Annotated in this window: 19 protein-coding genes; 8 read left to right on the top strand and 11 right to left on the bottom strand. The window is 67.8% G+C overall.

All coding sequences use genetic code 11. The features are described 5' to 3' along the window. Nucleotides 1-66: 66 nt before the first annotated feature. Nucleotides 67-1,686, bottom strand: a complete 1,620-nt coding sequence (gene murJ / locus QRN21_RS07520) for a murein biosynthesis integral membrane protein MurJ (RefSeq protein ID WP_285363556.1) — start codon at nucleotides 1,684-1,686, stop codon at nucleotides 67-69. After that, nucleotides 1,679-3,862 carry a DUF6049 family protein gene (locus QRN21_RS07515; protein ID WP_285363555.1) on the bottom strand — a complete coding sequence of 728 codons (2,184 nt, stop codon included), beginning with the start codon at nucleotides 3,860-3,862 and terminating at the stop codon, nucleotides 1,679-1,681. The genes murJ and QRN21_RS07515 overlap by 8 nt, the downstream gene beginning before the upstream one ends. A gap of 74 nt (nucleotides 3,863-3,936) precedes the next feature. Between QRN21_RS07515 and QRN21_RS07510 the strand changes: the two genes are divergently transcribed. Next, the gene (locus QRN21_RS07510; protein WP_502883093.1) at nucleotides 3,937-5,493 is read left to right on the top strand and encodes a class I SAM-dependent methyltransferase; all 1,557 of its coding nucleotides are present in this window, start codon (nucleotides 3,937-3,939) and stop codon (nucleotides 5,491-5,493) included. A gap of 40 nt (nucleotides 5,494-5,533) precedes the next feature. Continuing rightward, nucleotides 5,534-6,589, top strand: coding sequence for an LLM class flavin-dependent oxidoreductase (locus tag QRN21_RS07505; protein ID WP_053098225.1), 1,056 nt, complete (start codon nucleotides 5,534-5,536; stop codon nucleotides 6,587-6,589). 190 nt (nucleotides 6,590-6,779) lie between these two features. Here the strand turns inward: QRN21_RS07505 and QRN21_RS07500 are convergent, their stop codons facing one another. Next, nucleotides 6,780-8,540 carry an alkaline phosphatase family protein gene (locus QRN21_RS07500; protein ID WP_056275647.1) on the bottom strand — a complete coding sequence of 587 codons (1,761 nt, stop codon included), beginning with the start codon at nucleotides 8,538-8,540 and terminating at the stop codon, nucleotides 6,780-6,782. 79 nt (nucleotides 8,541-8,619) lie between these two features. On the opposite strand from QRN21_RS07500, the gene QRN21_RS07495 reads away from it, so the two are divergent. From QRN21_RS07495 to QRN21_RS07470, 6 genes are all read left to right on the top strand, one after another. Next, entirely contained in the window at nucleotides 8,620-8,913 is a 294-nt protein-coding gene (locus tag QRN21_RS07495; protein ID WP_056275643.1) for a hypothetical protein, read from the top strand. 61 nt (nucleotides 8,914-8,974) lie between these two features. Then, nucleotides 8,975-10,402 carry a CCA tRNA nucleotidyltransferase gene (locus QRN21_RS07490; RefSeq protein WP_056275640.1) on the top strand — a complete coding sequence of 476 codons (1,428 nt, stop codon included), beginning with the start codon at nucleotides 8,975-8,977 and terminating at the stop codon, nucleotides 10,400-10,402. A gap of 216 nt (nucleotides 10,403-10,618) precedes the next feature. Then, nucleotides 10,619-11,944 carry a transcriptional regulator gene (locus tag QRN21_RS07485; protein ID WP_285363552.1) on the top strand — a complete coding sequence of 442 codons (1,326 nt, stop codon included), beginning with the start codon at nucleotides 10,619-10,621 and terminating at the stop codon, nucleotides 11,942-11,944. A gap of 137 nt (nucleotides 11,945-12,081) precedes the next feature. After that, nucleotides 12,082-13,632 (top strand): acetaldehyde dehydrogenase ExaC, encoded by a 1,551-nt coding sequence (gene exaC, locus QRN21_RS07480; protein WP_053098219.1) that lies wholly within the window; start codon nucleotides 12,082-12,084, stop codon nucleotides 13,630-13,632. Nucleotides 13,633-13,700: 68 nt separating this feature from the next. Continuing rightward, entirely contained in the window at nucleotides 13,701-14,102 is a 402-nt protein-coding gene (locus tag QRN21_RS07475; RefSeq protein WP_187249170.1) for a DUF779 domain-containing protein, read from the top strand. 231 nt (nucleotides 14,103-14,333) lie between these two features. Continuing rightward, nucleotides 14,334-14,924, top strand: a complete 591-nt coding sequence (locus QRN21_RS07470) for an HIT family protein (protein ID WP_285363550.1) — start codon at nucleotides 14,334-14,336, stop codon at nucleotides 14,922-14,924. A gap of 118 nt (nucleotides 14,925-15,042) precedes the next feature. On the opposite strand, the gene QRN21_RS07465 is transcribed toward QRN21_RS07470, so the two are convergent. The 8 genes from QRN21_RS07465 to QRN21_RS07430 all read right to left on the bottom strand — a co-directional run bounded on the left by QRN21_RS07465 (nucleotide 15,043) and on the right by QRN21_RS07430 (nucleotide 23,126). Further along, complete coding sequence (locus QRN21_RS07465) at nucleotides 15,043-15,798, bottom strand: ABC transporter ATP-binding protein (RefSeq protein ID WP_285363548.1); 756 nt, start codon at nucleotides 15,796-15,798, stop codon at nucleotides 15,043-15,045. Beyond that, nucleotides 15,795-16,592 (bottom strand): ABC transporter ATP-binding protein, encoded by a 798-nt coding sequence (locus QRN21_RS07460; RefSeq protein ID WP_285363547.1) that lies wholly within the window; start codon nucleotides 16,590-16,592, stop codon nucleotides 15,795-15,797. Before QRN21_RS07460 ends, QRN21_RS07465 begins: the two co-directional genes overlap by 4 nt. Then, entirely contained in the window at nucleotides 16,589-17,449 is an 861-nt protein-coding gene (locus QRN21_RS07455; protein ID WP_285363546.1) for an ABC transporter permease, read from the bottom strand. The genes QRN21_RS07460 and QRN21_RS07455 overlap by 4 nt, the downstream gene beginning before the upstream one ends. Further along, nucleotides 17,446-18,408 carry an ABC transporter permease gene (locus tag QRN21_RS07450; RefSeq protein WP_053098213.1) on the bottom strand — a complete coding sequence of 321 codons (963 nt, stop codon included), beginning with the start codon at nucleotides 18,406-18,408 and terminating at the stop codon, nucleotides 17,446-17,448. The genes QRN21_RS07455 and QRN21_RS07450 overlap by 4 nt, the downstream gene beginning before the upstream one ends. Nucleotides 18,409-18,461: 53 nt before the next feature. Continuing rightward, on the bottom strand, nucleotides 18,462-19,955 hold the full coding sequence (locus tag QRN21_RS07445; RefSeq protein WP_187249175.1) for an ABC transporter substrate-binding protein: 1,494 nt from the start codon (nucleotides 19,953-19,955) through the stop codon (nucleotides 18,462-18,464). A gap of 28 nt (nucleotides 19,956-19,983) precedes the next feature. Beyond that, entirely contained in the window at nucleotides 19,984-20,679 is a 696-nt protein-coding gene (locus QRN21_RS07440) for a DUF1684 domain-containing protein (RefSeq protein ID WP_285363545.1), read from the bottom strand. Between the two features lie 372 nt (nucleotides 20,680-21,051). After that, nucleotides 21,052-22,167 (bottom strand): hypothetical protein, encoded by a 1,116-nt coding sequence (locus tag QRN21_RS07435; RefSeq protein ID WP_285363544.1) that lies wholly within the window; start codon nucleotides 22,165-22,167, stop codon nucleotides 21,052-21,054. Continuing rightward, nucleotides 22,164-23,126, bottom strand: coding sequence for a hypothetical protein (locus QRN21_RS07430; RefSeq protein ID WP_285363543.1), 963 nt, complete (start codon nucleotides 23,124-23,126; stop codon nucleotides 22,164-22,166). Before QRN21_RS07430 ends, QRN21_RS07435 begins: the two co-directional genes overlap by 4 nt. Nucleotides 23,127-23,340 lie beyond the last annotated feature (214 nt).

Raw genomic sequence — 23,340 nt, 5'->3', positions numbered from 1 at the left:
AGACGCCGAAAGACGTTCGACTGCTTCAACCAATGGTAACCGCGCGACATTCCCGCGCGAGGGGGCTCAGCGGCCCGGCAGGAAACGCCGCAGCATGCCGCTCGCGACCTTGAGCTCCGGAGCGCGCAGGACAGCCAGGATGCCGATGTAGACGACCACGACGGCGAGGCCGATGATGCAGGTGCCGATGGCTCCCTGGATCTTGTCGGACGTGGTCCACCCGGTCGGGCCGCCGAGCAGGAGGAAGACGCCCCACCCGGCGAACCCGGCAGGGACGGCAGCGACGGCGTAGCGGACGACAGCGGTCATCCAGGTGCGGATCTGGAGTCCGCCGATCTTGCGGTGCAGCAGCCAGCTGGCCACGATCATCTGCAGGGTGCTCGCGATCGACTGGCCCAGCGCGATGGCTGCGGCCAGCATGGTCACCTCGATGATCTCGGCGGCGAGCAGCCACTGCGCGACCAGAGCGGTGACGACCACGAGACCGCACTGGAACAGCGTGAACCAGAAGGGCGTGCGGGTGTCGCCGTAGGCGTAGAAGGTGCGTTGCACGATGAAGAGGATCGTCAGCGGAACCAGGCACACGAGGAAGGCGAGCAGCACCAGCGCCGCTTCTTCGGCGTGCGACGCCTGATTGGTGAAGACTCGCGACGCCGGAATCGCTGCCGCGGCGACCGCGGCGACGGCGACGGCGATGAAGAAGAGCAGGGTGCGGATGCTCTGGGCGATGTCTGCGCGGACCTCGGCATGTCTGCCGGCCGCCGCGTGCTCGCTGATCTGCGTGAAGTAGGGCGTGCCGATCGACAGCACGATGATCGAGTACGGGAGCATGAAGATCAGCCAGGCGTACTGGAAGGTGGCGACGGACGCGCCTCGTCCGGAGGCTTCGGTGAGGATCTGGGTCTGCACGAGTCCGGCGCCGAGGCTCGTCAGCGCCATGAGGAACGTCCATCCGGCGAGCCGTCCGACGTTGCCGAGTCCGACGCCGCGCCAACGGAAGTCGGGGCGGAGCGCAAGACCCGTGCGGCGCCAGAAGATCAGCAGGATCGCGGCCTGGATCACGATGCCGAGCGTGGCCGTTCCACCGAGCGCGGCGATCATCTCGGGAGTCCAGTCGGAGACGCGGGTGAGCGGGCCGCCGAACAGCGCGCCCGCGACGAGGAAGCCTGCGATCGACACGATGTTGTTGACGACCGGCGCCCAGGTGAAGGGCCCGAAGATCCGCCGTGCGTTGAGCGCCTCGCCCAGCAGCGCGTAGAGCCCGTAGAAGAGGATCTGCGGCATGCACCAGTACGCGAACGCCGTCGCGAGCGCGAGGAACTCCGCGGAACCCTCCTTGCCGGCGTAGAGCCACACGAGCCAGGGCGCGGCGATCGTGGCGATACCCGTGATGACGACCAGCACGACGGTGCCGAGCGTGAAGAGCTTCGAGATGAAGGCGTTGCCACCGTCGGCATCCGCTGTCGCCTTGACGATCTGCGGGATGATCACGGCCGTCAGCACGCCCACCGAGATGAGCGAGAAGACGTTGTTCGGCAGTTGATTCGCGATTGCGAAGGCGTCTGCGGCGCCCGCACCGACCGAGCCGATCACGCCGACGAGGACGATGGTTCGCAGGAGCCCGGTGACGCGCGAGATGAGCGTTCCGGCCCCGATCAGTGCGCTGGCGCGGCCGAGACTACTCATTCAGCTCCTCGACGGCATCCGGTGAGGAGGTCGTCTGTTCTTCGTCGCCGGCGAGGGCTTCACGCCGCCGGCGTCGGACGGTGCGGATGATGCCGAGACCGAGCAGCAGCACGATCAGACCGCCGAATGCGGCGAGCCCGATGGTCTCCCATTCGGCCCGCACCGAGACGCGCACGCGCTCGGGCTGGCTGATCGGCACACCGGTGGGGCTCGAGAGCGACAGCGTCAGGGTGACCTCGCCACTGCCCACTCGGGCCGACACGGGGACCTTCACCCTCGTCGTCGTGCCGGGCTGGATCGTCCACGGCGTGACGGACTGCACCTCGAGGCGCGGGTCGCTCGGCTTCACCGTGAGCTCGATGTTCACCGGCCACGGCAGGTCGTTGCGCACCGAGAACGGGAGGTCGGCGTTGGCGGAGAGCAGCTGGATGGTGCTCGCCGGAGGGATGTCGACCGCGTTCAGCGTCTCGGTCGTCTGCTCGTTCACGTCGGCGACGGCCTCTGAGAAGCCCTTGTCCGTCAGGCCGACCGCGGTCGCCCGCATGATCTGGATGCGCTTGGGGCTCAGCAGAAGCTGGCTGTCGTCGAGGATCGTGGAGAACTCGCCGAGCACGACCTCGCTGTCGAGCATCCCCTGCAGGGCCGTGGCTCGTGCCGGGTCGGGCTCGGTCGAGAGGGTCGACGGTGTCGCCGGGATCGCGAGAACCTCCGAGAGACCGAACCCGAGGGAGTCGACCGATGAGACGGCCTCTCTGAGCGCATCAGCGGTGCGGGTCTCGTCGCGGTCGAGTCCGATCAGAAGCGGCGTCGTCGGACTCGCCTGAGCCGACAGGGCGAGATAAGCGCTCGCCTCGGCCAGCGACTGCTGACGGGCGGCGTCGTCGTCTTCGCTCGCCGCCTGCGACAGAGCATCCGATGCGGCATCCACGGCGACCAGCACGCTGTGCGAATCGATCGCGACGTGCGCGCCGACCACACCGCCGACCGCTGCAGAGGAGAGGACAGTGACCGCGCCGCCGCTCAGGTACGTCGAGAACGTGTCGAGATCGGCGGCGGAGACATCGCTGCGGGGCCACAGAATGCCGGGGGTCGACCCCTCGACGGTCGTGAGCTGCGCATCGTCGGGCAGCACCGGACCGTCGGTGGGCTGAGGGCTCGGCTCATCACTCGGTGTCGGCACGGGAGTCGGTGCGCTGCCATCCGTCGGCAGCGAGGCGGGAGTCGGCGCAGGAGTCGCGGTGGGGGTCTCGTCCGGAGGCTCGGTGAAGCTGCTGAGGGTGAGGAACGGCGCGAGCGTCGTGGGCTGCAGCAGTCCCGGAAGACCCGCCTGTGCCTGTGTGGTGGCGTCGGCATCGCCGAACTGCAGAGAGAACCGCTCGTTGGGCAGAGCGTCGAGAAGTCGCAGCCACTCGCGCGCGCTCTGCGGCGCCGAAGAGCCGAGCACGCGGATGGCGGCGGGGATCGCCGGGTCGATCGCCAGGGTCGCGGACGTCCCTCGGACACCCTCGATCGTCGCGGTGAGTGCGCCGTCGGGCGCGGTGAGAGCGCTGAGCTCGTCCGCGGTGAGAAGGGCGCCGTCGGAGGGCGTCGCCGTGATCGGCACCATCACGGCGACGGGCGGATTCGCAGCAGCGGTCACCACGAGCACGGATGTCGACGTCACCGTTCGCGCGGCATCCTGACCCTCGTTCTGCGCCCCGCTGAGCGTCGCGCGCAGCGGGTACACACCCGGTGCGAGGTCGCCGAGAACTTCGGGAGGCAGGAAGAGGCTCGTGGTCGCGGAGGTCTCGGCGTCGACCGGTGCGACGGTGTCGGTTCCGAGTTGGTCGAAACCCCCTGTGGCGTCGGAGTCATTCAGCCACGTCGTGACCGAGGCTTCGTCCGCGAGCGGAGTGCGGTTGATCTCCAGAGTGACTCGTCCGGCGGAGAGTTCGGACTTCGCGTCGTTCTGCACGGTGATCGAGGCCGTCGTCGCTGTGCCAGGGGCGACCGTTCCGCGCACCCCCGCCGACAACAGGAGCTCGACGGAGGACGCCTCTGACTCGTCATCGGCGGCTGCGACCGCGCTGCCTGCGCCCGTGCTGACCAGGCCGAGTACGATCGCCGAGATGACGGACCCGCGCGCCAGGCGCTGCAGGCGCGTGCGGAGGCCGTTCTCGAAGATGGTCGCGGTCATGAAGGTCTTCCTCGAACGCCGGGATCCCAGGCTGCTCGTGAGTGGTGACCTTGTGATTCTAGGCCGCTGGCTGAATGAGAACCCTGAAGACGCGTAGAGTGACGGCCGTGTCTGACACCCTCGCCCCCACGCCCGATCCGCTCCGCAGCACCGCGCTCGCCGCAGATCTCGACGCCGCGGATCTCCGCTCGGAGCCGCTCCGTCGCCTGTGGGGCGAGGAGGAGGACGACGCGCTGGCCAGAGGCATGCGCGAGCCGATCCTGCGCGCGATCGCCGGTGACGACGGTGTGCTCGCGACTCTCGGCAGGCTGTTGGTGCTCGGGATGCCGCAGCCGATCGCCGCGGTGACGACGGCTCTCCCGAGACTCGGAGCGGACGGCCTCGTGGCCCTCGGCCTCGCGAGGATCGAGGGCGACGAGGTGATCCCCACTGCGCTGCTGCGTCCCCAGTCGTTCGTCGACGCCGACGGGATCGGCGAATGGTGGATCGCCAGCGACCTCGACGAGGTGGCGCTCGACGGAGCGCTGCCCGCGGATCACGTGCTCGGAGTCGGCGGCGCCTCCCGCACGCTCGCCGAGGTCATCATGCCGATCGAGGTCGACCGTGCCCTCGATCTCGGCACCGGATGCGGCATCCAGGCACTGCTCGTCGCTCGTCACGCAGGATCCGTCGTCGCCACGGACATCTCGGCGCGAGCGCTCGCCTATGCCGAGTTGAATGCCCAGCTGAACGGCGTCTCGAACATCGAGTTCCGATTGGGCAGCATGTTCGAGCCGGTCGGGGGAGAGGCGTTCGACCTGATCGTGTCGAACCCGCCTTTCGTGATCACCCCGCGCGCGGAAGGGGTCCCCGAGTACGAGTATCGCGACGGGGGACTCGTCGGTGACGCGCTCGTCGAGCAGTTCCTCCGTGCGGTTCCGTCTTTCCTGACCCCGGGAGGCGTGGCACAGCTGCTCGGCAACTGGGAGTCGCGCGGTGGCCAGGCATCGCTGAGTGGACGCGCGGGTCTCGATCGCCTCTCGTCGTGGGTTCCTGGCGACCTCGATCTGTGGGTCATCCAGCGCGAAGAGCTGTCGCCGCTGGGCTACGCAGAGCTGTGGATCCGAGACGGAGGCACGACGCCCCGCGATGCCGCGTTCACCCCGCTGCTCACCGCATGGCTCGATGACTTCGCCGCGCGTGGCGTCACCGCCGTCGGATTCGGCTACATCCTGGTGCGGCGGCCGGCAGGCGGCGGAGCGCCCCTGCGTCGTCTCGAGCGCGTCGCACAGCCCGTCTCGAACGTGGGCGGGGCGCTGCGTTCGGGTCTCGCGGCGCACGACGTGCTCGCAGAAGGACTGCCTACGACGCTGATCGTCGCTCCGGATGTCACCGAGGCACGACATCTGCTTCCGGGCAACGACGATCCGAGCATCATCGAACTGCGTCAGGGCGGTGGCTTCGCACGGACCATCGCGGTCGACCCGGCGCTCGCCGCTCTCGTCGGGGCCTGCGACGGCGAGCTCACGGTGATGCAGATCGTCGCAGCTCTGGCCGACCTGTTCGAGGTGCCGCTCGTCGACCTGTGGGCCGACCTCGAGCCCCGCATCCGCCAGCTCGTGCTCGACGGTCTGCTGATCCCGGGGGAGTGATGCAGGAATACCCGCTCGCATATATGCGTTCGAATACACCATGAAGGCTTTCGGATTCCTCTCCTTCGGGCACTATGCAGACGTGCCCGGTTCGGCGACCCGCACCGCGGGGGACATGCTGAAGCAGACCATCGAGATCGCGGAGGGTGCCGACGAGATCGGCGTGAACGGCGCCTCTGTGCGCGTGCACCACTGGGCTCGCCAGGCGGCGTCGCCCATGCCGCTGCTGTCAGCCATGGCTGCGCGTACGAAGCGCATCGAGGTCGGCACCGGCGTGATCGACATGCGGTACGAGAACCCGTTCCAGTTCGCTGAGGAGGCGGCGGCACTCGACCTGATCGCCGACGGTCGCATCGCGCTCGGCGTGAGCCGCGGGTCACCCGAGACGGCTCTGCGCGGATACGAGACCTTCGGCTTCCACGACGAGGAGGACCCCGAGCGCGGAAGTGTCATCGCTCGCGAGAAGTTCGACCTCTTCCTCCGTGCGATCGACGGCGAGGGTCTCGCCCCCGGCGACCCCCGCATGGTGGGAGCCGGCCGATACCTCGCGATCGAGCCCCAGTCGCCCACCCTGCGCGACCACATCTGGTGGGGCTCGGGTTCCCGCGCCACCGCGGAGGAGACCGGCCGCAAGGGTCTCAACATGATGAGTTCGACCCTGCTCACCGAGGCGACCGGTGTGCCGTTCCATCAGCTGCAGCGCGAGCAGATCGACCTGTTCCGTTCCGCCTACAAGGAGGCAGGACACACCGGAGCACCTCGCGTCTCGGTGAGCCGCAGCGTGTTCCCGCTCGTCTCGGACATGGACAGGGCGTACTTCGGTCTGCGCAGCGAGGAGAACGCCGACCAGATCGGCATCATCGACGGCTTCCGCTCGACGTTCGGCAAGACGTATGCGGCCGAGCCCGACGTGCTGATCCAGCAGCTCTTGGCTGACGAGGCCGTCATGTCGGCAGACACTCTGTTGCTGACGATCCCTAACCAGCTGGGCCCGGCATACAACCTCCACGTGCTCGAGGCGTTCGCGACCCATGTCGCCCCGGCGCTCGGCTGGAAGCCGAACACCGAGGGTCCCGTGCAGGGAGATCCGGTCTGACGATCGACCGCAACGGCGGATGAAGGGGCGGATGCGAACTGCATCCGCCCTTCTTTTTCCTCGACCGGCGAGCCGATATATCGTTCCTGGCCGCATGCGAGCGCCCAGGAGCGGATTCCTGGCCGGAGCCATCGTCCTCGTCGCAGTGCTTGTCGGCGCGATGCCGGCGGCCGCAGCCACCCCCCGGGGGTCAGGAGCCCTTCGCGGGCCCGAACAGCTCGTCGCCGTGCTCGTGCAGCAGGCGATAGGCGTCGGCGAACGTCTCGGGCTCCGGCTCACCCGGCTTGCCGTACTTGGCGAGGAGCAGCCCGAGCAGCCCGCGGGCGGGTGGGGTGAGCGGCTTCATCTGGTCGGCCTCACCGGGCTTCGGCTCGCGCTGCTCGGGATTCGGCGGCGTGTAGGCGGGCGTGGTCACGGGCCAGTCGGCCGGATGCCGGGGTGCGTCGAGGTTCACAGCGGTGAACAGTGTGTTCGCCGACTGGTCGCGGTCGTTGAGCGGCTTCAATCCGTGCAGCCGCGAGAGGGTGGCCGTGACGGATCCGTGGTGCATCTCGTCGTGGACGATCGTGCCGCGCTTCGTATAGGCCGACACGGCGATGGCGGGCACTCGGCATCCGAGTCGATCGAACGTGAAGCCCATCTCACCCGCCCCGGTGTCTTTCGTGGGCTTCGTCGCCGCGGGCGGAGGCACGTGGTCGTAGCATCCGCCGTGCTCGTCGAACGTGATGAGCAGCAGGGTGTTGACGGCGTTCGACCCCTGCGGCGACGCACTCGTGCGCACCGCCTCGTAGATGTCGTGGATCAGCCGATCGCCGGCCCGGACGTCCGAGATGGCGCTGTCGTAGACCGCTTCGCCGTCGACCTCGCTCTCACGGGGCGACCCGAACGGCGGGTGGAAGTCGTTGTGGTCGTAGACCATGCGCGGCTCGATGAACGCATACGCCGGAAGGGTGCCGTTCTTCGCATCGGCGTAGAAGTCCTCCATCGTGCCGAAGTGCTCGGTGCGCCAGTACTTCTCCAGCACGGCAGCGTGCAGCATCCCGGTGAACGACACCAGCTGGAGCTTGTCGATGTAGATCTTCCAGCTGACCTTCTCGTCTTCCAGACGGTTGAACACCGTCGGGGCCGCGGGCGCATCGAGCCACTTGCGGTACCCGCCGCCGGCCTGGTTCGTGACGAAGCCGTGCGACGTCGACGCGTGGAAGAACGACCGGTTGCAGAACGTCTGCGACGGCACCCCGGCGTACCAGTGGTCGAACACCGCGAACTCCGCTGCGAGGGTCGAGAGCACGGGGAGCATCTCGGGCGAGAAGGACCCCATGATGTGCGCGGCCTCGTCGGGGGCCGGCTCGACGCCCTTGCGCAGACGGCGGAAGTTGATGATGTAGTCCTCGAGGAACCCCGACATCGTCGCCTTCTCGCCGTGGGTGGGTGCGTTGAAGGGGGCCGTCATCTGGTCGACGAACAGGTCGGCGTTGTCCTTCGGGTCGACGGTGCCGAAGATCTGCGTGTTGACGTGAGGGTACTCCTCGCCCGGATCGGGATCGGGCAGGCTCATGATCCGGTCGGTGTCGCCGGTGTAGACGTGCGCGTCGACGACCGTGCCGTCGGATGCCGTGTTGCTGTGCGTCCCGAACGCGAGACCCTCGAACTTCTCGCCTGTCGGAAGCGACTCCTTCGAGTAGAGGTACCCGAGCAGGTTGTCGAACGAGCGGTTCTCACCCATCACCACGACGAGATGATCGAATCCGGGTTCGCTGCGGGGAGTCAGTGCGGCGAACGGATCAGGTTCAGTGGCGAAACCCTTCCGCTGGTTCGCGACGTTCGCGCCGATCGCAGCGCCAGCCGCGCCGCCGACCACGACGCCGGCCAGTGCGGCGCCGCCCATCTTGAGGAACCCGCGCCGGGACGTGTCAGGCGCTGAGGGGGACTCGTTCGCTTCTGCGGCCACGTGCCGATCCTAGGACTCGGGCGATGCCGAGCACGAGAGCGGGGACTGTGAGGCGATTCGACGCCGGTAGCGTGGGGGCATGAGCTACGCAGGTGAGTCGTCGATCGAATCGCGCGTCCGTGCCGTGAACGCCGATTTCGGCCGCCGTCAGACGCGGCTGTTCGTGACATTCGCGCTGATCGAGGGGCCGGTGCTGCTTCTGCTCGTTGTCGCGATCTACGGCTTCGAGCTGATCGATCCCGAGATCGGGATCTGGTTCATCGTCGCTGTCGCCGTCGTCGGCGGGTTCCTGTTGAGCACGCTCCTCGTGCGGCTCGTGCAGGCGCGAGTTCGCGCCGTCGCGCAGGCCAAGGGTGAGAACCCGCTGTTCTGACGTCCGCTCGACGGGGACTGCGGCCCGCGGGTGCCACCCGTACCCCGGTACGCTGGAACCCATGCTCAACATGGCTGACGGCCTCGCCCGTCTCGGCGCGCTCGCCGAGAATCCGGTCGTCCGCACCCTCGCGGAGGCTTTCGAGAAGGCGGGCTTCGACCTCGCTGTCGTCGGGGGGCCCGTGCGCGATGCGCTGCTCGGCAGGCCGACCCACGACCTCGACTTCACGACGAATGCGATGCCGGACGACATCCTGCGCATCGTCAAGCCGATCTCGACGGCCCAGTGGGACATCGGTCGGGCGTTCGGCACGATCGGCGCGCGTGTGCAGGGTGAGCAGGTCGAGGTCACGACCTATCGCGCAGACAGCTACGACGGTGTGACCCGCAAGCCCACCGTCGAGTTCGGCGACACGATCGACGCGGATCTGCACCGACGCGACTTCACCGTCAACGCCATGGCTCTGCTGGTGCCGGCCATCACGCTCGTCGACCCCACCGGGGGAGTCGAAGACCTCGTCGCCGGGGTACTGCGCACCCCGGCCGACCCTCAGGTCTCGTTCGGCGATGACCCGCTGCGCATGCTCCGCGCCGCGCGCTTCAGCGCCCAGCTCGGCTTCCGGATCGACGATGACACCGCCGACGCGATCACGCAGCTGCGCGCCACCCTCGAGATCGTGAGTCCCGAGCGCATCCAATCGGAGCTCGTGCGGCTGATGCAGACGGATGACCCGGTGCGCGGCATCCGCGTGCTGGTCGACACCGGTCTGATGGAGGAGTTCCTGCCAGAGGTGAGTGCGCTGCGACTAGAGGTCGACGAGCATCATCATCACAAGGATGTCTACGAGCACTCCCTCACGGTCCTCCGCCAGGCGATCTCGCTCGAGCACTCGCGTCACCCCGGTGCCGAGCCCGATGTGGCCCTGCGGATCGCGGCGCTGCTGCACGACATCGGCAAGCCCCGCACCCGCAAGCTGGAGGACGGCGGAGTCGTCACCTTCCACCATCACGACGTCGTCGGGGCGCGCATGGCACGCAAGCGCCTGCAGTCGTTGCGCTTCGACACCGACACGACCGAGTCGGTATCGACGCTGATCGAGCTGCATCTGCGGTTCTTCGGATACGCCGAGGGCGCGTGGACGGATGCCGCGGTGCGGCGCTACGTGCGCGACGCCGGCGACCTGCTCGAGCGGCTGCACATCCTCACCCGCGCCGACGTCACGACGCGCAACAAGCGCAAGGCCGGACGACTGGCATCCGCCTACGACGACATCGAATCGCGCATCGCGGCGTTGCGCGAGCAGGAGGAGCTCGACTCCATCCGGCCCGAGCTCGACGGCAACCAGATCCAGAAGATCCTCGGCATCTCGCCCGGTCGTGAGGTCGGCGAGGCCTACAAGTTCCTGCTCGAGCTGCGCCTCGACGAAGGCGTCATCGGAGCGGATGCCGCCGAGCAGCGGCTCCGTGAATGGTGGGCAGCCCGGGTCTGAGCCGATCGAGCCGCATCGACAGCGATGCGGCGGTCGGGCGCGGGCATCCCCATGGGGATCCCCCAGGACGACTCGTCACTCCTCCGGTTCGTCGACCTCGGCGGCCTGTGCGAAAGCCTGCACCCGGAACGCGTGACCGGAATATCGCGGGTACCGCCGACGGCATCCGGCTCCTACACTGAGGTAACGCTCCACCATCGACGATCGGAGACGCCCGTGGTCGCGTCGTGGCAGGTGTCACGTGAAGGGCCGCCTGAGGCCTCTCGTCTTCTGATCGAGCGTGCACACGAAGAGCTCATCGCCGGCAATCTCGATGACAAGCGCCTGCAGGAGGTGCGACCTCTCGTCCGCGAATCGTGGGTGCGATCCTGGCGAGGGCGCGTCGGCCCCGAAGGGGCCCCGCAGATCGAACTCGTGAGCGAAGAGCTCGAGGCCTATCGACTCGCGCATCCGCTCGCGTCCGCGATGGACATGATCCGAGCCCTGCTGCTGCCGGGAACCGAGGGGGACTCCGGTGTCGTCGTCGCCGTCGGAGATCAGGCCGGACGGCTGCTGTGGATCGAAGGCGATCGCAAGCTGCAATCGCTCACCGAGGGCATGGGCTTCGTGGCCGGCGCGAACTGGGCCGAGGACGCCGTCGGCACGACAGCTCCCGGCACAGCGCTGGCGCTCGGACAGTCGGTGCAGATCCGCGGTGCTGAGCACTACAACAGGCTGGTGCATCCGTGGTCGTGCACGGCGGCTCCGGTGCGAGACCCCGAGACGCGGCGTGTCCTCGGGGTCATCGACATCACCGGAGGAGACGAGGTCGTCTCGATGCAGGCCAGGCTGCTGGTCGATGCGACAGCGCGCGCGGTCGAGTCGGAGTTGCTCGTGTCGAGACTGCGGGCCCGCAGCGAGTCGCAGCGTCCGATCACCATCTCCTCGCGAGCCAAGCCCACGACCCGGGCGACGCTGCACGTCCTGGGGCGCGATCGTGCGCGCCTCGAGACCGAGACAGAACTCGAGGAATCCGTGATCGAGCTCAGCGCTCGTCATGCCGCGATCCTCCTGATGCTCGCCGTGCATCGCCAGGGGCTGTCGGCCGAGAGACTCAGCGAACTCGTCTACGGACCGGACGCGTCGGCCGACACGCTGCGGCCGGAGATGGTGCGTCTGCGCAAGGTGCTCGAGAAGCACGCCCCCAGCCTCGTCCCCGAGTCGCGGCCGTATCGGCTGCCGGTGGTGCTCGAGACGGACGCGCACGACGTCCTCTCACTGCTCGACCGAGGTGCCCATCGGGTCGCCCTCACCGCATACCGAGGTCCGGTCCTTCCCGAATCCACATCGCCGGGAGTCGAGGAGTTCCGCGAGTCCGTCAGAGCGGCGCTGCGCGAGACGATGCTGTCGGAGGCAAGCCTCGACGTCCTCCTGGAGTACGCCGAGATCCCGGAGGGACAGAGCGATGCCGCGGCCCTGCGCCTCGCACTGGAGATGCTTCCGGCGCGCTCGCCGAAGCGCGCCGGGCTCGTCGCCCGCATCGAACGCATCGAGGAGAGCTGAACCGTCCGGTCTGTCTCGGACATCTCGCGACGGCGTGCAACCATCCGCAACGTTGCGCATCGGGGCGCAACCTCTGCCGACCTACCTTCGAGACACAGCCCGCAGCACCGACGCCGCGGCCCGTCGAAGGAGTCCCGATGACCATCGTCGAAGAAGACGTGTCCACCGCCTACGCCGCTCCCGGTCAGCCGGGCGCCCTCGCTACCTACCGTCCGCGGTACGGCCATTACATCGGCGGAGAGTTCGTGGATCCCGTCAAGGGCCAGTTCTTCGACAACGTGAGCCCCGTCAACGGCAAGCCCTTCACCGAGGTGGGCCGCGGCACCGTCGAGGACATCGACCGCGCGGTCGACGTCGCCTGGAAGGCCTTTGCCAGCTGGGGCAAGACCAGCCCCGCGGAGCGCTCCGTGATCCTCAACAGGATCGCCGACCGCATCGAACAGCATCTCGAGGAGATCGCCGTCGCCGAGACCTGGGAGAACGGGAAGCCCGTGCGCGAGACGCTCGCCGCCGACATCCCACTCGCTGTCGATCACTTCCGTTATTTCGCCGGAGTGCTCCGGGCGCAGGAGGGCGGCATCAGCCAGCTCGACGAGAACACCGTCGCGTATCACTTCCACGAGCCGCTCGGCGTGGTCGGACAGATCATCCCGTGGAACTTCCCGATCCTCATGGCCGTGTGGAAACTCGCGCCGGCGCTCGCCGCAGGCAACTGCGTCGTCATCAAGCCGGCCGAGCAGACGCCGGCATCCCTGCTGTTCCTCTTCGACATCATCGGCGATCTGCTGCCCGCCGGCGTCGTGAACATCGTGAACGGCTTCGGCATCGAGGCGGGTGCACCGCTCGCGCAGCACAAGCGCATCCGCAAGGTCGCGTTCACGGGTGAGACCACGACGGGGCGTCTGATCATGCAGTACGCGTCGCAGAACCTCATTCCGGTCACCCTGGAGCTGGGAGGCAAGAGCCCGAACGTGTTCTTCGAGGACGTCGCACGCGACACCGCCGACCCGTTCTACGACAAGGCGCTCGAGGGCTTCACGATGTTCGCTCTCAACCAGGGAGAGGTCTGCACCTGCCCGTCGCGGGCGCTCATCCAGCGCTCGATCTACGACGGCTTCCTCGCTGACGGCCTCGAACGCGTCGGCAGGGTCGTGCAGGGCAACCCGCTGGATCCGGCCACGATGATCGGAGCGCAGGCATCGAACGATCAGCTGGAGAAGATCCTCAGCTACATCGACATCGGCAAGCAGGGAGGCGCGCGACTGCTCACGGGTGGCGACCGCGTCGATCTCGGCGGCGACCTCAGCGAAGGCTTCTACGTTGCGCCGACCGTGTTCGAGGGCACGAACGACATGCGCATCTTCCAGGAGGAGATCTTCGGCCCGGTGCTCTCGGTCACCTCGTTCGATGACTTCGACGATGCGATCTCGATCGCGAACGACACCCTCTACGGACTGGGTGCGGGAGTGTGGAGCCGCAGCGGCGACACGGCCTATCGCGCGGGACGGGCGATCGAGGCCGGTCGTGTCTGGACGAACACCTACCACCAGTACCCGGCGCATGCGGCGTTCGGCGGGTACAAGCAGTCGGGCGTCGGTCGCGAGAACCACAAGATGATGCTCGACCACTACCAGCAGACCAAGAATCTCCTGGTCTCGTATGCAGAAGGCCCGATGGGCTTCTTCTGAGCTCGACCTCCGGGCGGGCGCTGCACCGGCAGCGCCCGCCCGGAACCACCTGCAGGAAGGCTCGGACCATGGTCAGCATCGGCACCTATCAGCGGGTCGACGTGACGGATGCCGCGGCATCCCTCATCCGCGATCTCACCGTGCAGCACGGACCCCTGATGTTCCATCAGTCGGGTGGATGCTGCGACGGCTCGTCACCCATGTGCTACCCGGTCGGCATGTTCATCACCGGGCCGAGCGATGTGCTGCTCGGCGCCCTCGATGTGGGGCTCGACTCCCCGGTCGAGGTCTTCATGTCGGAATCGCAGTTCGAGTACTGGAAGTACACCCACCTCACGATCGATGTCGTGCCGGGCCGCGGTGCCGGCTTCTCGGTCGAGGGTCCCACTGGAATGCGGTTCCTGATCCGCTCGCGGATGCTGAACGACGCGGAGCTGCAGTACTTCGGCCTCGCGCCTTCGGGGAGCTGAGGGAAATGTGGCCAGAAGTATGCCTCTGTTGGCAGCGCATCGGACTAGAAAGGCGAGATGCAGCGCGTATACAGGAGTGAGTTGAAGGACTGCGTATCGCCTCTCGTCGACTTTTGGTTGTCGCAGCCAGGCATCGGTCAGGATATTGAAGACGCACGAAGGCAGTCAGCGGCCGGTGAGTTGCGCACGATTGAGGAGACGATGAAGCGATACGGATTTCAGCCCCGGTGAGTGGAGTCGATTTCGCGGATCCATCCGGGCGAAACCGCGAAAGGCTGCCGGAGCAACCAGCCAAAGCATGGCCGGGATGCCGTGAGTTCTACCGTGGCCGCCCTCGCGCTTGTTTACTATGGGCCGATGTGGTGGACGGATGAGGAGTGGGCCGAACTCGTGGACCCGGAGGTCTGCGGTATGTGTGCCGACGCACATCTGCCGGAGAACGAGCACAGCATCCTGGTGGCCTCGACCGAGATGACTCACGTCCGACTGGTGCGCAACCAGGCGCATCCCGGCTACACCGTCGTGATCCTCCGCGAGCATCTCACTGACCTCGGTCAGTTGGATGCCGGTCAGCTCAGCGCGTTCTGGCGCGATGTCCAGCGCGCAGGCCGGGCCGTCGATAAGGCATTCGACCCGCGGAAGATCAACTACCTGGTGATGGGACATCGGGCCCCGCATCTCCACTGCCATGTGTTCCCGCAGCATCTGGCGGATGACCCGCTTCAGAACGTGGACATCTCCGATGGACCTGTGCATCTCCCTGACTCGGACATGACCCATTCTGTGGTCGCACTCCGAGAGGCCTGGCACGCGTCAGCCTGACACCACGGAGTCGTCTGCGGCCACCCTGCTAGACGATGTCGGCTGGCTGTAGACACCCCGACGGTCGGGCAGCCATCCGCGAAACGGCCAGCCATCCATGACGAGCGACTGCCGCGACTCAGCGGAGGAGTCGCGGAACCGCGTCGACCAGCGCCCGGGTGTACGGGTCCTGCGGTGCGTGCAGCACGGATGCGGTGGCGCCCTGTTCGACGACGCGGCCGTTCTGCAGCACCACGGTGCGGTCGCAGGCTGACGCGATCGCGGTGAGATCGTGCGACACCATCACGAGCGACAGGCCGTTCTCTCGACGCAGGCGGTCGAGCAGCTCGAGCACCTGCACGCGCGTCGTCACGTCGAGGGCGCTCACCGGCTCATCGGCGAGCAGCACGCGCGGGCGCGAGACCACGGCGCGGGCGATCGCGATGCGCTGACGCTGGCCGCCCGAGAACTCGTGCGGGTATCGGCGGGCGGTGTCGGCGAGAAGCCCGACCGACTCGAGGGCCTCGGCGATGCGGCGCTGCGCGTCGGCGCCGGAGGCGAGGCCGAGTGAACGCAGGGGCTCGCCGATGATGCGGTCGATGCGCTGACGGGGGTCGAGCGACGAGTACGGATCCTGGAACACCGGCTGCACGCTCGCGCGGAAGCGGCGCATCTGCGCACGGTCGCGCAGCGACAGGGGAGCACCGTCGAAGAGCACCTGTCCATCGCGTGGTGCCGAGAGCCCGAGCATCAGCCGCAGGATCGTGGACTTGCCCGCACCCGACTCGCCCACGAGGCCGAGCGAGTCTCCCTCGTCGAGGCTCAGCGAGATGTCGTCGAGCACCCGGCGCGATCCGTAGGCGAAGCCGGCACTGCGCAGTTCGAGGAGGCTCATACGTCAGCCTCCTTCGCATCGAGGAACGCATCGAGCGCGCGAGCGCTGTCGACCAGCATCCGCGTGTACGGCTCCGCGGGGCGCCGCAGCACCTCGGCGACCGCCCCCTCCTCGACCACCAGACCGTCGCGCAGCACGACGATGCGGTCGACCATGCGCGACACGACGGCGAGGTCGTGGCTGATGAACAGCAATGCCATGCCGCGTTCGGCGACGAGCCGCTCGAGCAGCGTGAGCACGGCATCCTGCACGGTCACGTCGAGCGCGGTGGTGGGTTCGTCTGCGATGAGCAGCTGTGGCCGGGCGGCCAAGGCGATGGCGATCGCCACACGCTGGCGCTGACCGCCCGACAACTCGTGCGGGTAGGCGCGCGCGAATCGCGGCTCCGACAGCGACACCTCATCGAGCGCCGCCGTGACGGCCGACCGCAGTTCCGCGCCGCGCAGGCCGAGATGACGACGCAGCGGCTCGGCGATCTGGCGACCGACCCTCATCAGAGGGTCGAGCGCCGTGAGCGGCTCCTGGAACACGATCTGGGCGACGGGTCCGCGCAACGGCCTCAGGTCGGCATCCCGCGCACCGACGACCTGGTGCCCGTCGAGCAGCACCGACCCGGACGAGACGAGAGAATCCGGCAGCAGGCCGGTGACCGCGAGCGAGGTGAGCGACTTGCCCGACCCGGACTCGCCGATCAGCCCCAGGCGTTCGCCGGGCTGCAGCGAGAACGAGACATCGCGCACGAGAGCCCCGGATCCGGAGCGGACGGTGAGCCCTGCGACCTCGAGAATGCTCATCGGCTCCTCCTGCGGGTCGGGTCGGCGAGATCGCGCAGGCCGTCGGCGAGGAAGTTGACCCCGAGCACGAGGGCGATGATCGCGATGCCGGGGGCGATCGCGCCGATGGGAGCGGTGAGCACGGTGCCCTGCGCCTCCTGCAGCATCCGACCCCACGAGGCGTTGGGCGGCGGGGCACCGAGCCCGAGGTACGACAGACTCGCCTCCGCGAGCACCGCGGCACCGAACTGCAGCGCCAGGCTGACCGCGAGGGTCGGTGCGATGTTGGGGAGCACGTGCTGGAACACGATGCCGAGCACACCCGTGCCGCTGGTGCGTGCGGCGGTGATGTACTGCTCCTGCAGCACGCGGCGCGAGAGGATGCGGGTGAGACGCGCGACGACCGCCGACATCGCCAGTCCGATCGCAAGCACCGCCGACCACAGCGACGCTCCCTGCACCGCGACGACGAGCATCGCGAGCAGCAGCACCGGGAAGGCGATCACGACGTCCAGTCCGGCGGAGAGCGTGTCGTCGACCCATGGTCGCGAGAAGGCGGCGATCAGTCCGACGATCACGCCGAGAACGGCGGCGATAGCGACCGAGCAGATGCCCACGATCAAGGCGATCCTCGCACCCCACATGAGCTGCGAGAGCAGGTCGCGGCCGAGCCGATCGGTGCCGAGCAGGTGCATGGCGCTCGGCCCCTCGAGACGACTTCCACTCGTGTCGGCGAGCGGATAGGGGAGCCAGAACAGCGACACCAGCGCGATGAGCACGATGATGCCGGTGAGCACGAGCCCGATCAGCAGGGTCGCCTTCGGCCGCCTCCGCACGGGGACGGATCCGGTGATCAGCTGCTCGGCGACGCGGCTCATCGGTTGCCCGAGACGCTCGTGCGCAGTCGCGGATCGATCAGGCGCTGCACGATGTCGGCGGCGAACCCGACGAGCAGCACGAAGAGCGTGCTGACGACGAGGACGCCCTGGATGACCTGGAAATCATGCTGTTCGATGGCCGACAGCAGCAGACTGCCGAGACCGGGAAGAGTGAAGACGCTCTCGACGACGACCGCGCCGAGCAGCGTGGTGGACAGCTCGATGCCGAGGACCGCGACGACCGGCACCGAGCCGTTGCGCACTCCGTGACGCAGCAGCGCCTCGGACATGCCCGACCCGCCGGCGCGCGCGGTGCGGAGGTAATCGCTGCCGATCACGTCGAGGGTGGCGGAGCGCACGTAGCGGCTGAGGGATGCACTCATCACGATCACGATCGTCGTCACCGGCAGCGCGAGAGACCGCAGCGCGTCAGCCGGATCCTCCCAGCCGTCGCGCGGGAATCCGCCGGACGGCAGCAGGCCGAGGCCGAGTGCGAAGATCCAGACGAGCACGACGCCCACCCAGAACACCGGCACGGCAACACCCAGCTGCGCGAATCCCGAGAGCGCGATGCCGTACCAGCGGTCGGACTTCACGGCGGCGGTGATGCCGATCACCAGGGAGACGAGAAGGGCGGCGGTGAACGCGATGAGTGTGAGTGGGAGGGTCACGGCGAGGCGATCGGCGATGTCGGGGCCGACCGGACGCGAGCTCAGGAACGACTCACCGAGGTCGAAGCGCAGGAGCTGACCGGCCCAGGTCGTGAACTGCTGCAGGAGGGGCTGATCCGAGCCGACCTGTGCGCGGGCGGCGGCGATCTGCTCGGGTGTCGCATTCACCGAGAGCAGGGCGTTAGCCGGGTCGCCGGGGAGCAGCCGCAGCAGCACGAAGATCGCGATCATCGCGACGACGAGCGAGACCACGAGGAACGCGAGGCGGCGCAGCAGGTAGGCGAGCATGGCTTCTCAGGATGAAAGAGGGGGATGCCGACACGCGGCATCCCCCTCGCGCGTCAGGACTTGACGATGTCGTAGGCGAAGAACTGCGAGTTCAGGCCGTTGACCGGGTAACCGCTGAGGTCGCTCGAGGCGACCACGATCTGCGGGTACAGGTACAACCATACGCTCGCGGCATCCTCGGCGATCTTCTCGTTGACCTGCTTCAGCAGAGCTGTCTGCTCGTCGGTCGTGGCGGCCTGTTCGGCCTCGGCGACCCACTGCTGCACCTGGGCGTCGTCGTAGCCCCAGTAGAAGTCGGGGTTGCCGTACCAGACCACGTCGCGGTCGTTCACGTGCTCCTGCAGGGTGGCCTCGAAGTCCTGCTCCTTGAAGACCTTGGTGTACCACTCGTCGGCGCTGATCGTGTTGATCTCGACCGTGATGCCGACCTCGGCGAGCTGCGACTGCAGGAACTCCGCGACGGCGGGGTGCGGGTCGTAGCTCGGGGTGTCGAGCGTGAAGGTGAAGCCGTCGGCGTAGCCGGCCTGCGCGAGCAGATCCTTCGAGAGGTCGACGTCGTACGGGTTCACCTGGGTGAGGTCCTCGTACCAGGGGTCGGTGGGCGGCACCATCGATCCGATGAGCGTGCCGTAGTCGCCCCAGATCGACTCGAGCAGCTTCTGGGTGTCGATGGCCGAGTAGATCGCCTTGCGCACGAGGGCGTTGTCGAACGGGGCGACCCGGTCGTTGAAGGCGAGCAGCTCCTTGGTCGTCGAGGTGCCCTCGCTGATGACGTAGTCGTCGCTGTCGAACTGCGCGAGCGAGTCCGGGCTCTGCACGCTGGTGATCACGTCGATCTCGCCGGTGGCCAGAGCGTTGTTCTCAGCGGTCGCGTCGGTGAAGTACGTGTAGACGACCTCGCCGTTCTTGGCGGGCTCGCCCCAGTAGTCGTCCCAGCGCTCGAGGGTCAGGGTCGAGCCCTTCTTCCACTCGTCGAGCGTGTAGGGGCCGGTGCCGTCTTCCGTGCCGGTGATGTCACCGGCCTCGTCGTTGACGATCCAGACGTAGCTGAGGTTGTAGAGGAACGAGATCGACCGCTGCGACAGCGTGAAGACGACGGTCTGGTCGTCTGGCGTCGCGATGTCGGCGATGGTCGTGAAGCTCGACTTGCGCGCCGACACGGAGTCCTCGGCGGTGACGGCCTCGATGCTCGACTTCACGTCGGCGGACGTGAGCGGGTCACCCGAGTGGAACGTCACGTCGTCGCGCAGAGTGATCGTGTAGGTCAGGCCGTCATCCGACACCTGGGCGTCTTCGGCGAGAAGCGGCTCGACCTCTCCGTCGTCGGTCAGGCGGTAGAGGCCCTCGTAGACGTTGCCGGTCAGTGCCTCGGTCACACCCTGTCCGCCGCCCTGCGTGTTGCTCAGGTTGGTGGGCTCGTACAGCGACCCGATGAAGATGGTGGCGTCTTCGCTCGCGGCGTCGTCGGTGGCGCCCGACGCGCAGCCGGCCACGAGGGCGAGCGTGGCGACGGCGCCGAGCGCGCCGAGGATGCGGGTTCTTCTCATGAGTGCTCCAGGGTGAGGGTGCGCGGCGTCACGCCGCGTAGATGTCGAAGCCGTCGCGGAAGACGACGTTCTTCTCGCCTGCTCGGATAGGCAGGGGGAAGCGGTTGGATGCCGGCGGCAGCGGGCAGTTGTACTGGGCGCTGAATCCGCACGGCGGCACGAAGGCGCGGTTGAAGTCGAGCACCACGGTGCCCTCGTCGTCACGGAGCTCTACGAAGAGGAAGCGGCCGGATCCGTAGGTCTCAGAACCGTTCGTCTCGTCGCCGAAGACGAGCAGCAGCGTGCCGCCGTCGTCGAAGGCCGCAAGGTCGTACGCGCGGCCGTCGAGCACGAAGTGGATGTCGCCGGGGACGACGAGCTCACGCGTGCCGCCGTTGTCGCGGATGTGCTCGAACGACACCCGACGATCGCCGGAGACCGGCGTGAAGTGTCCCTCGAGAACCCATGCCGGGTCGTACTCGTATGTGTCGATGCGGTCGAAGGCGCGGATGGCGGGGGACTCGGCATCCCACACGCGCAGCCCGTGCTCGGCCTCCCCGGTCTCGATGTTCGTGCGCTGGATCGGCGTCACGGTCACCGTGTCGGATGCGGCCTGCCGCTCGGCATCCAGATCGGGAGCCCCGCCCGTCCAGCGGGTCTCGATCAGCGCGAGGTTGCCGGTCGCAGAGGTGACGGAGGCGCGGCGATCGGCCTGCCACTGGGTGTGATCTTCGAGTTCAGACATCACCTTCCATTCTCTTGCATGCAGACGGGGGTGGGGCCGGACGCGTCACTCTGGGTAACGGAGATCACGGTGCCAGGAGGGCATGCACGAATGCGGTGTCGGAAAGGCGCCCCAGACCCTCATTTCGCACGTTTCTGGACCGGATGCAACGTGTTCGGTCGAGTCTCTCGGACGCAATGGAATGCAACGTATACCGGTATACCATTACTCATATACGCGCAGAGTCGTCAGTCCCCAGCTGACCCGCGCGTGGACGGTTCGACCGTCCTGCGGAGGGAGAGTCAGATCTTCTTCTGATCCCGAGGGGGGATGGGGTGGGAGCGCTGATCCCCAGTCAGCACCCACCCCCACAACCCACCCTCGGGGGTTCCCTCAGAACGACCTGAACCAGAACCAGATCAGTGCGAAACCGACGAGGAACACGATCGGCACCCACTGGAAGCTGCGCTTCAGCCGGCGTCCCTCACGCGCGACTCCTGGCGGGGGAGCGAGAAGACCGGCCGGCGGAGCGAAGGGCAGGCTCGCGGACGCGCCCACCGGTGCGAGGGCGGGCGACGGAGATGCCGGAGCCGCACTCTCGAGCCGCAGACGCTCATCGCGCCAGCGCTCCCACTGATCGAGCTTCGTCATCAAGGCGCCGACGGCTCCGAACAGCCACGCCCAGGTCGCAGGGTCGAGGGTCGACGCCGTGCGCTGTGTATAGAGGAACATCCAGTCGTCGACGATCTCGACATCGAGCTCGGCGGCATTGTCGATGAACCTGGCCATGATGTCGGGCGTGAACAGATACAGCGCGTCACGCTCGTACCCCTCGGGGCAGTACAGGGTGAAGTACTGATCGAAGTCGCCCTCCAGCGAGAGGCGCTGCTCGCGCTGGAACGACGCGGGCAGATTCGACCCGAAGCCGTTGTTGCCCTTGGCGTCGAGCACGATGTTCGGCAGGGGCACATCGAGCTTGACGGCGACGTAGCCCCAGCGGTGGGTGGTCGAGTTCTTCCCCGACCCGGTCGTGTATCGGTAGTTGCCGAACTCGACGAAGCGAGGCTTCGCGCCTCGCACGAGATCGGTGGCTTCTCGGGAGCGTCCGAGGCCGAACAGAATGCCCGGAAGGGCAGGGTCGGCGACCCTGGCCTCGTACGTCATCCCGTTCGCCCGGGCGAATGCGTCGAGGCGGTACCGCGCGATGCGGGATCGGCGCCAGCCGACGGTGGCGATCGTGATCCCGACGACTGCGGCGACGAGGATCCCGATGCCGGCGAACGACGACGACCCTGCATCGGTGAGCAGCGAGACCATCGTCGTGCCGACGACCGTCATGGCGGCGAGGAACACGATGCCGAAGATCACGAAGGCGACGATCGTCGTGGCCGAGCCGCCCATCTTGCCCCGCGAGCGCAGCTCGGCGTTGAAGGTGCTGACGGCCCGGGCGTCGACGGGATCGGTGAGCGGGCGGGCGTCGAACGATGCGGCCGGCTGCGGTGCCGTCATCGGTTCACCTCGTCGGAGTCCCACGTGAGTTCGGCGTTCTCGGGGATGGCGAAGACCTCGAGGAGGTCGTCGGCGATGAGCTCGGCGATCAGCTCGGCGGACCCCGCGATGATCGTCGAGTCGTAGTCGACCTCGGTGACGAGCACCCAGGCGTGATCGTCGGGCCACAGGATGCTGGGGCTCTGCGCGGCCGGCGCGAACCCGTGCTCCTCGGACTCGCGATCCCGCCACGGCACGTCGAGCACCCAGTCCCGACGCGCGAACGTGCTCGGCGCACCACGGAACAGCACGTGATCGCGGTCCCGCAGCTGCAGCCGAGGACCCTCCGAGACCTCGCGCGACAGGATGCCCTCCTGCCACGTCGGCTTGCGGAACGCGTTGTTGAGCGGATCGCGGATGCTGCGGTCGAGCATCGCCCGGTGGTTCGGGTCGTCGTCGAACGTGAGGAAGGTGCGCGAGGGGCCGTGTCCGAGGTGACCCAGCAGCCCGCCCGTGCCCTCCCAGAGCGCGGCGAATCCGGCATCCGGCGTCGCGGTGTGCGAGACGAGATGACCCACGAGGGTCGCGAGCATCTCGGACGAGACGGCGCCGTCCATCGGCGCGGTGAACTCGCGCCCGTCGGGGGAGATCCGCGCGTTCCAGTCGGTCTCCGGCGGAGTGCGCACGATCCGCTGCCATTGAGCGAGAGGATGCAGCGTCGTGCCGAAGGCGGCGGCCGTCTGCGCCCATGTCGCCGGTTCATCGATGAACCGATCGAGGAGCGACTGTCGCTCGGCCTCCGGCATCCGGTCGTAGTCGTCGTAGGTCGGCACCGGTCGGTCGGGGAGCGATCGCACGATCGCAGGGTGCAGGATGCGCGCATACGCGGGGAAGCCGTGCGGCACCACGGCGTGCATCGTCGAGTTCCAGGGGTCGTCGAGACGCTCGCGCAGCCAGTCTCCGGCAGAGGTGTCAGGCATCCAGTGCATGCGACCCACGGTACCCGGGGGCCTTCCCGACTCCCGAGGTCTCGACGGCGATGCGGCACCTCGACCCCGATCGTGTGGTCAGACGAAAGGGCGCGCCGGGGAGCCTCTCTGCGGAATTCGTCTCGCTCCGCGCGCCCGTCCGGCGGCCGACCCAGACGGTTCACGAGGCGAGATGAGAGTCGCCGCCACCCCCTCCATAATCGGA

The organism is Microbacterium sp. LMC-P-041 (assembly GCF_030209555.1).
In the GTDB taxonomy this organism is placed as follows: domain Bacteria; phylum Actinomycetota; class Actinomycetes; order Actinomycetales; family Microbacteriaceae; genus Microbacterium.
Note: the sequence above shows the minus strand (reverse complement) of the source record. Positions and strands in the feature narration are given on the sequence as shown.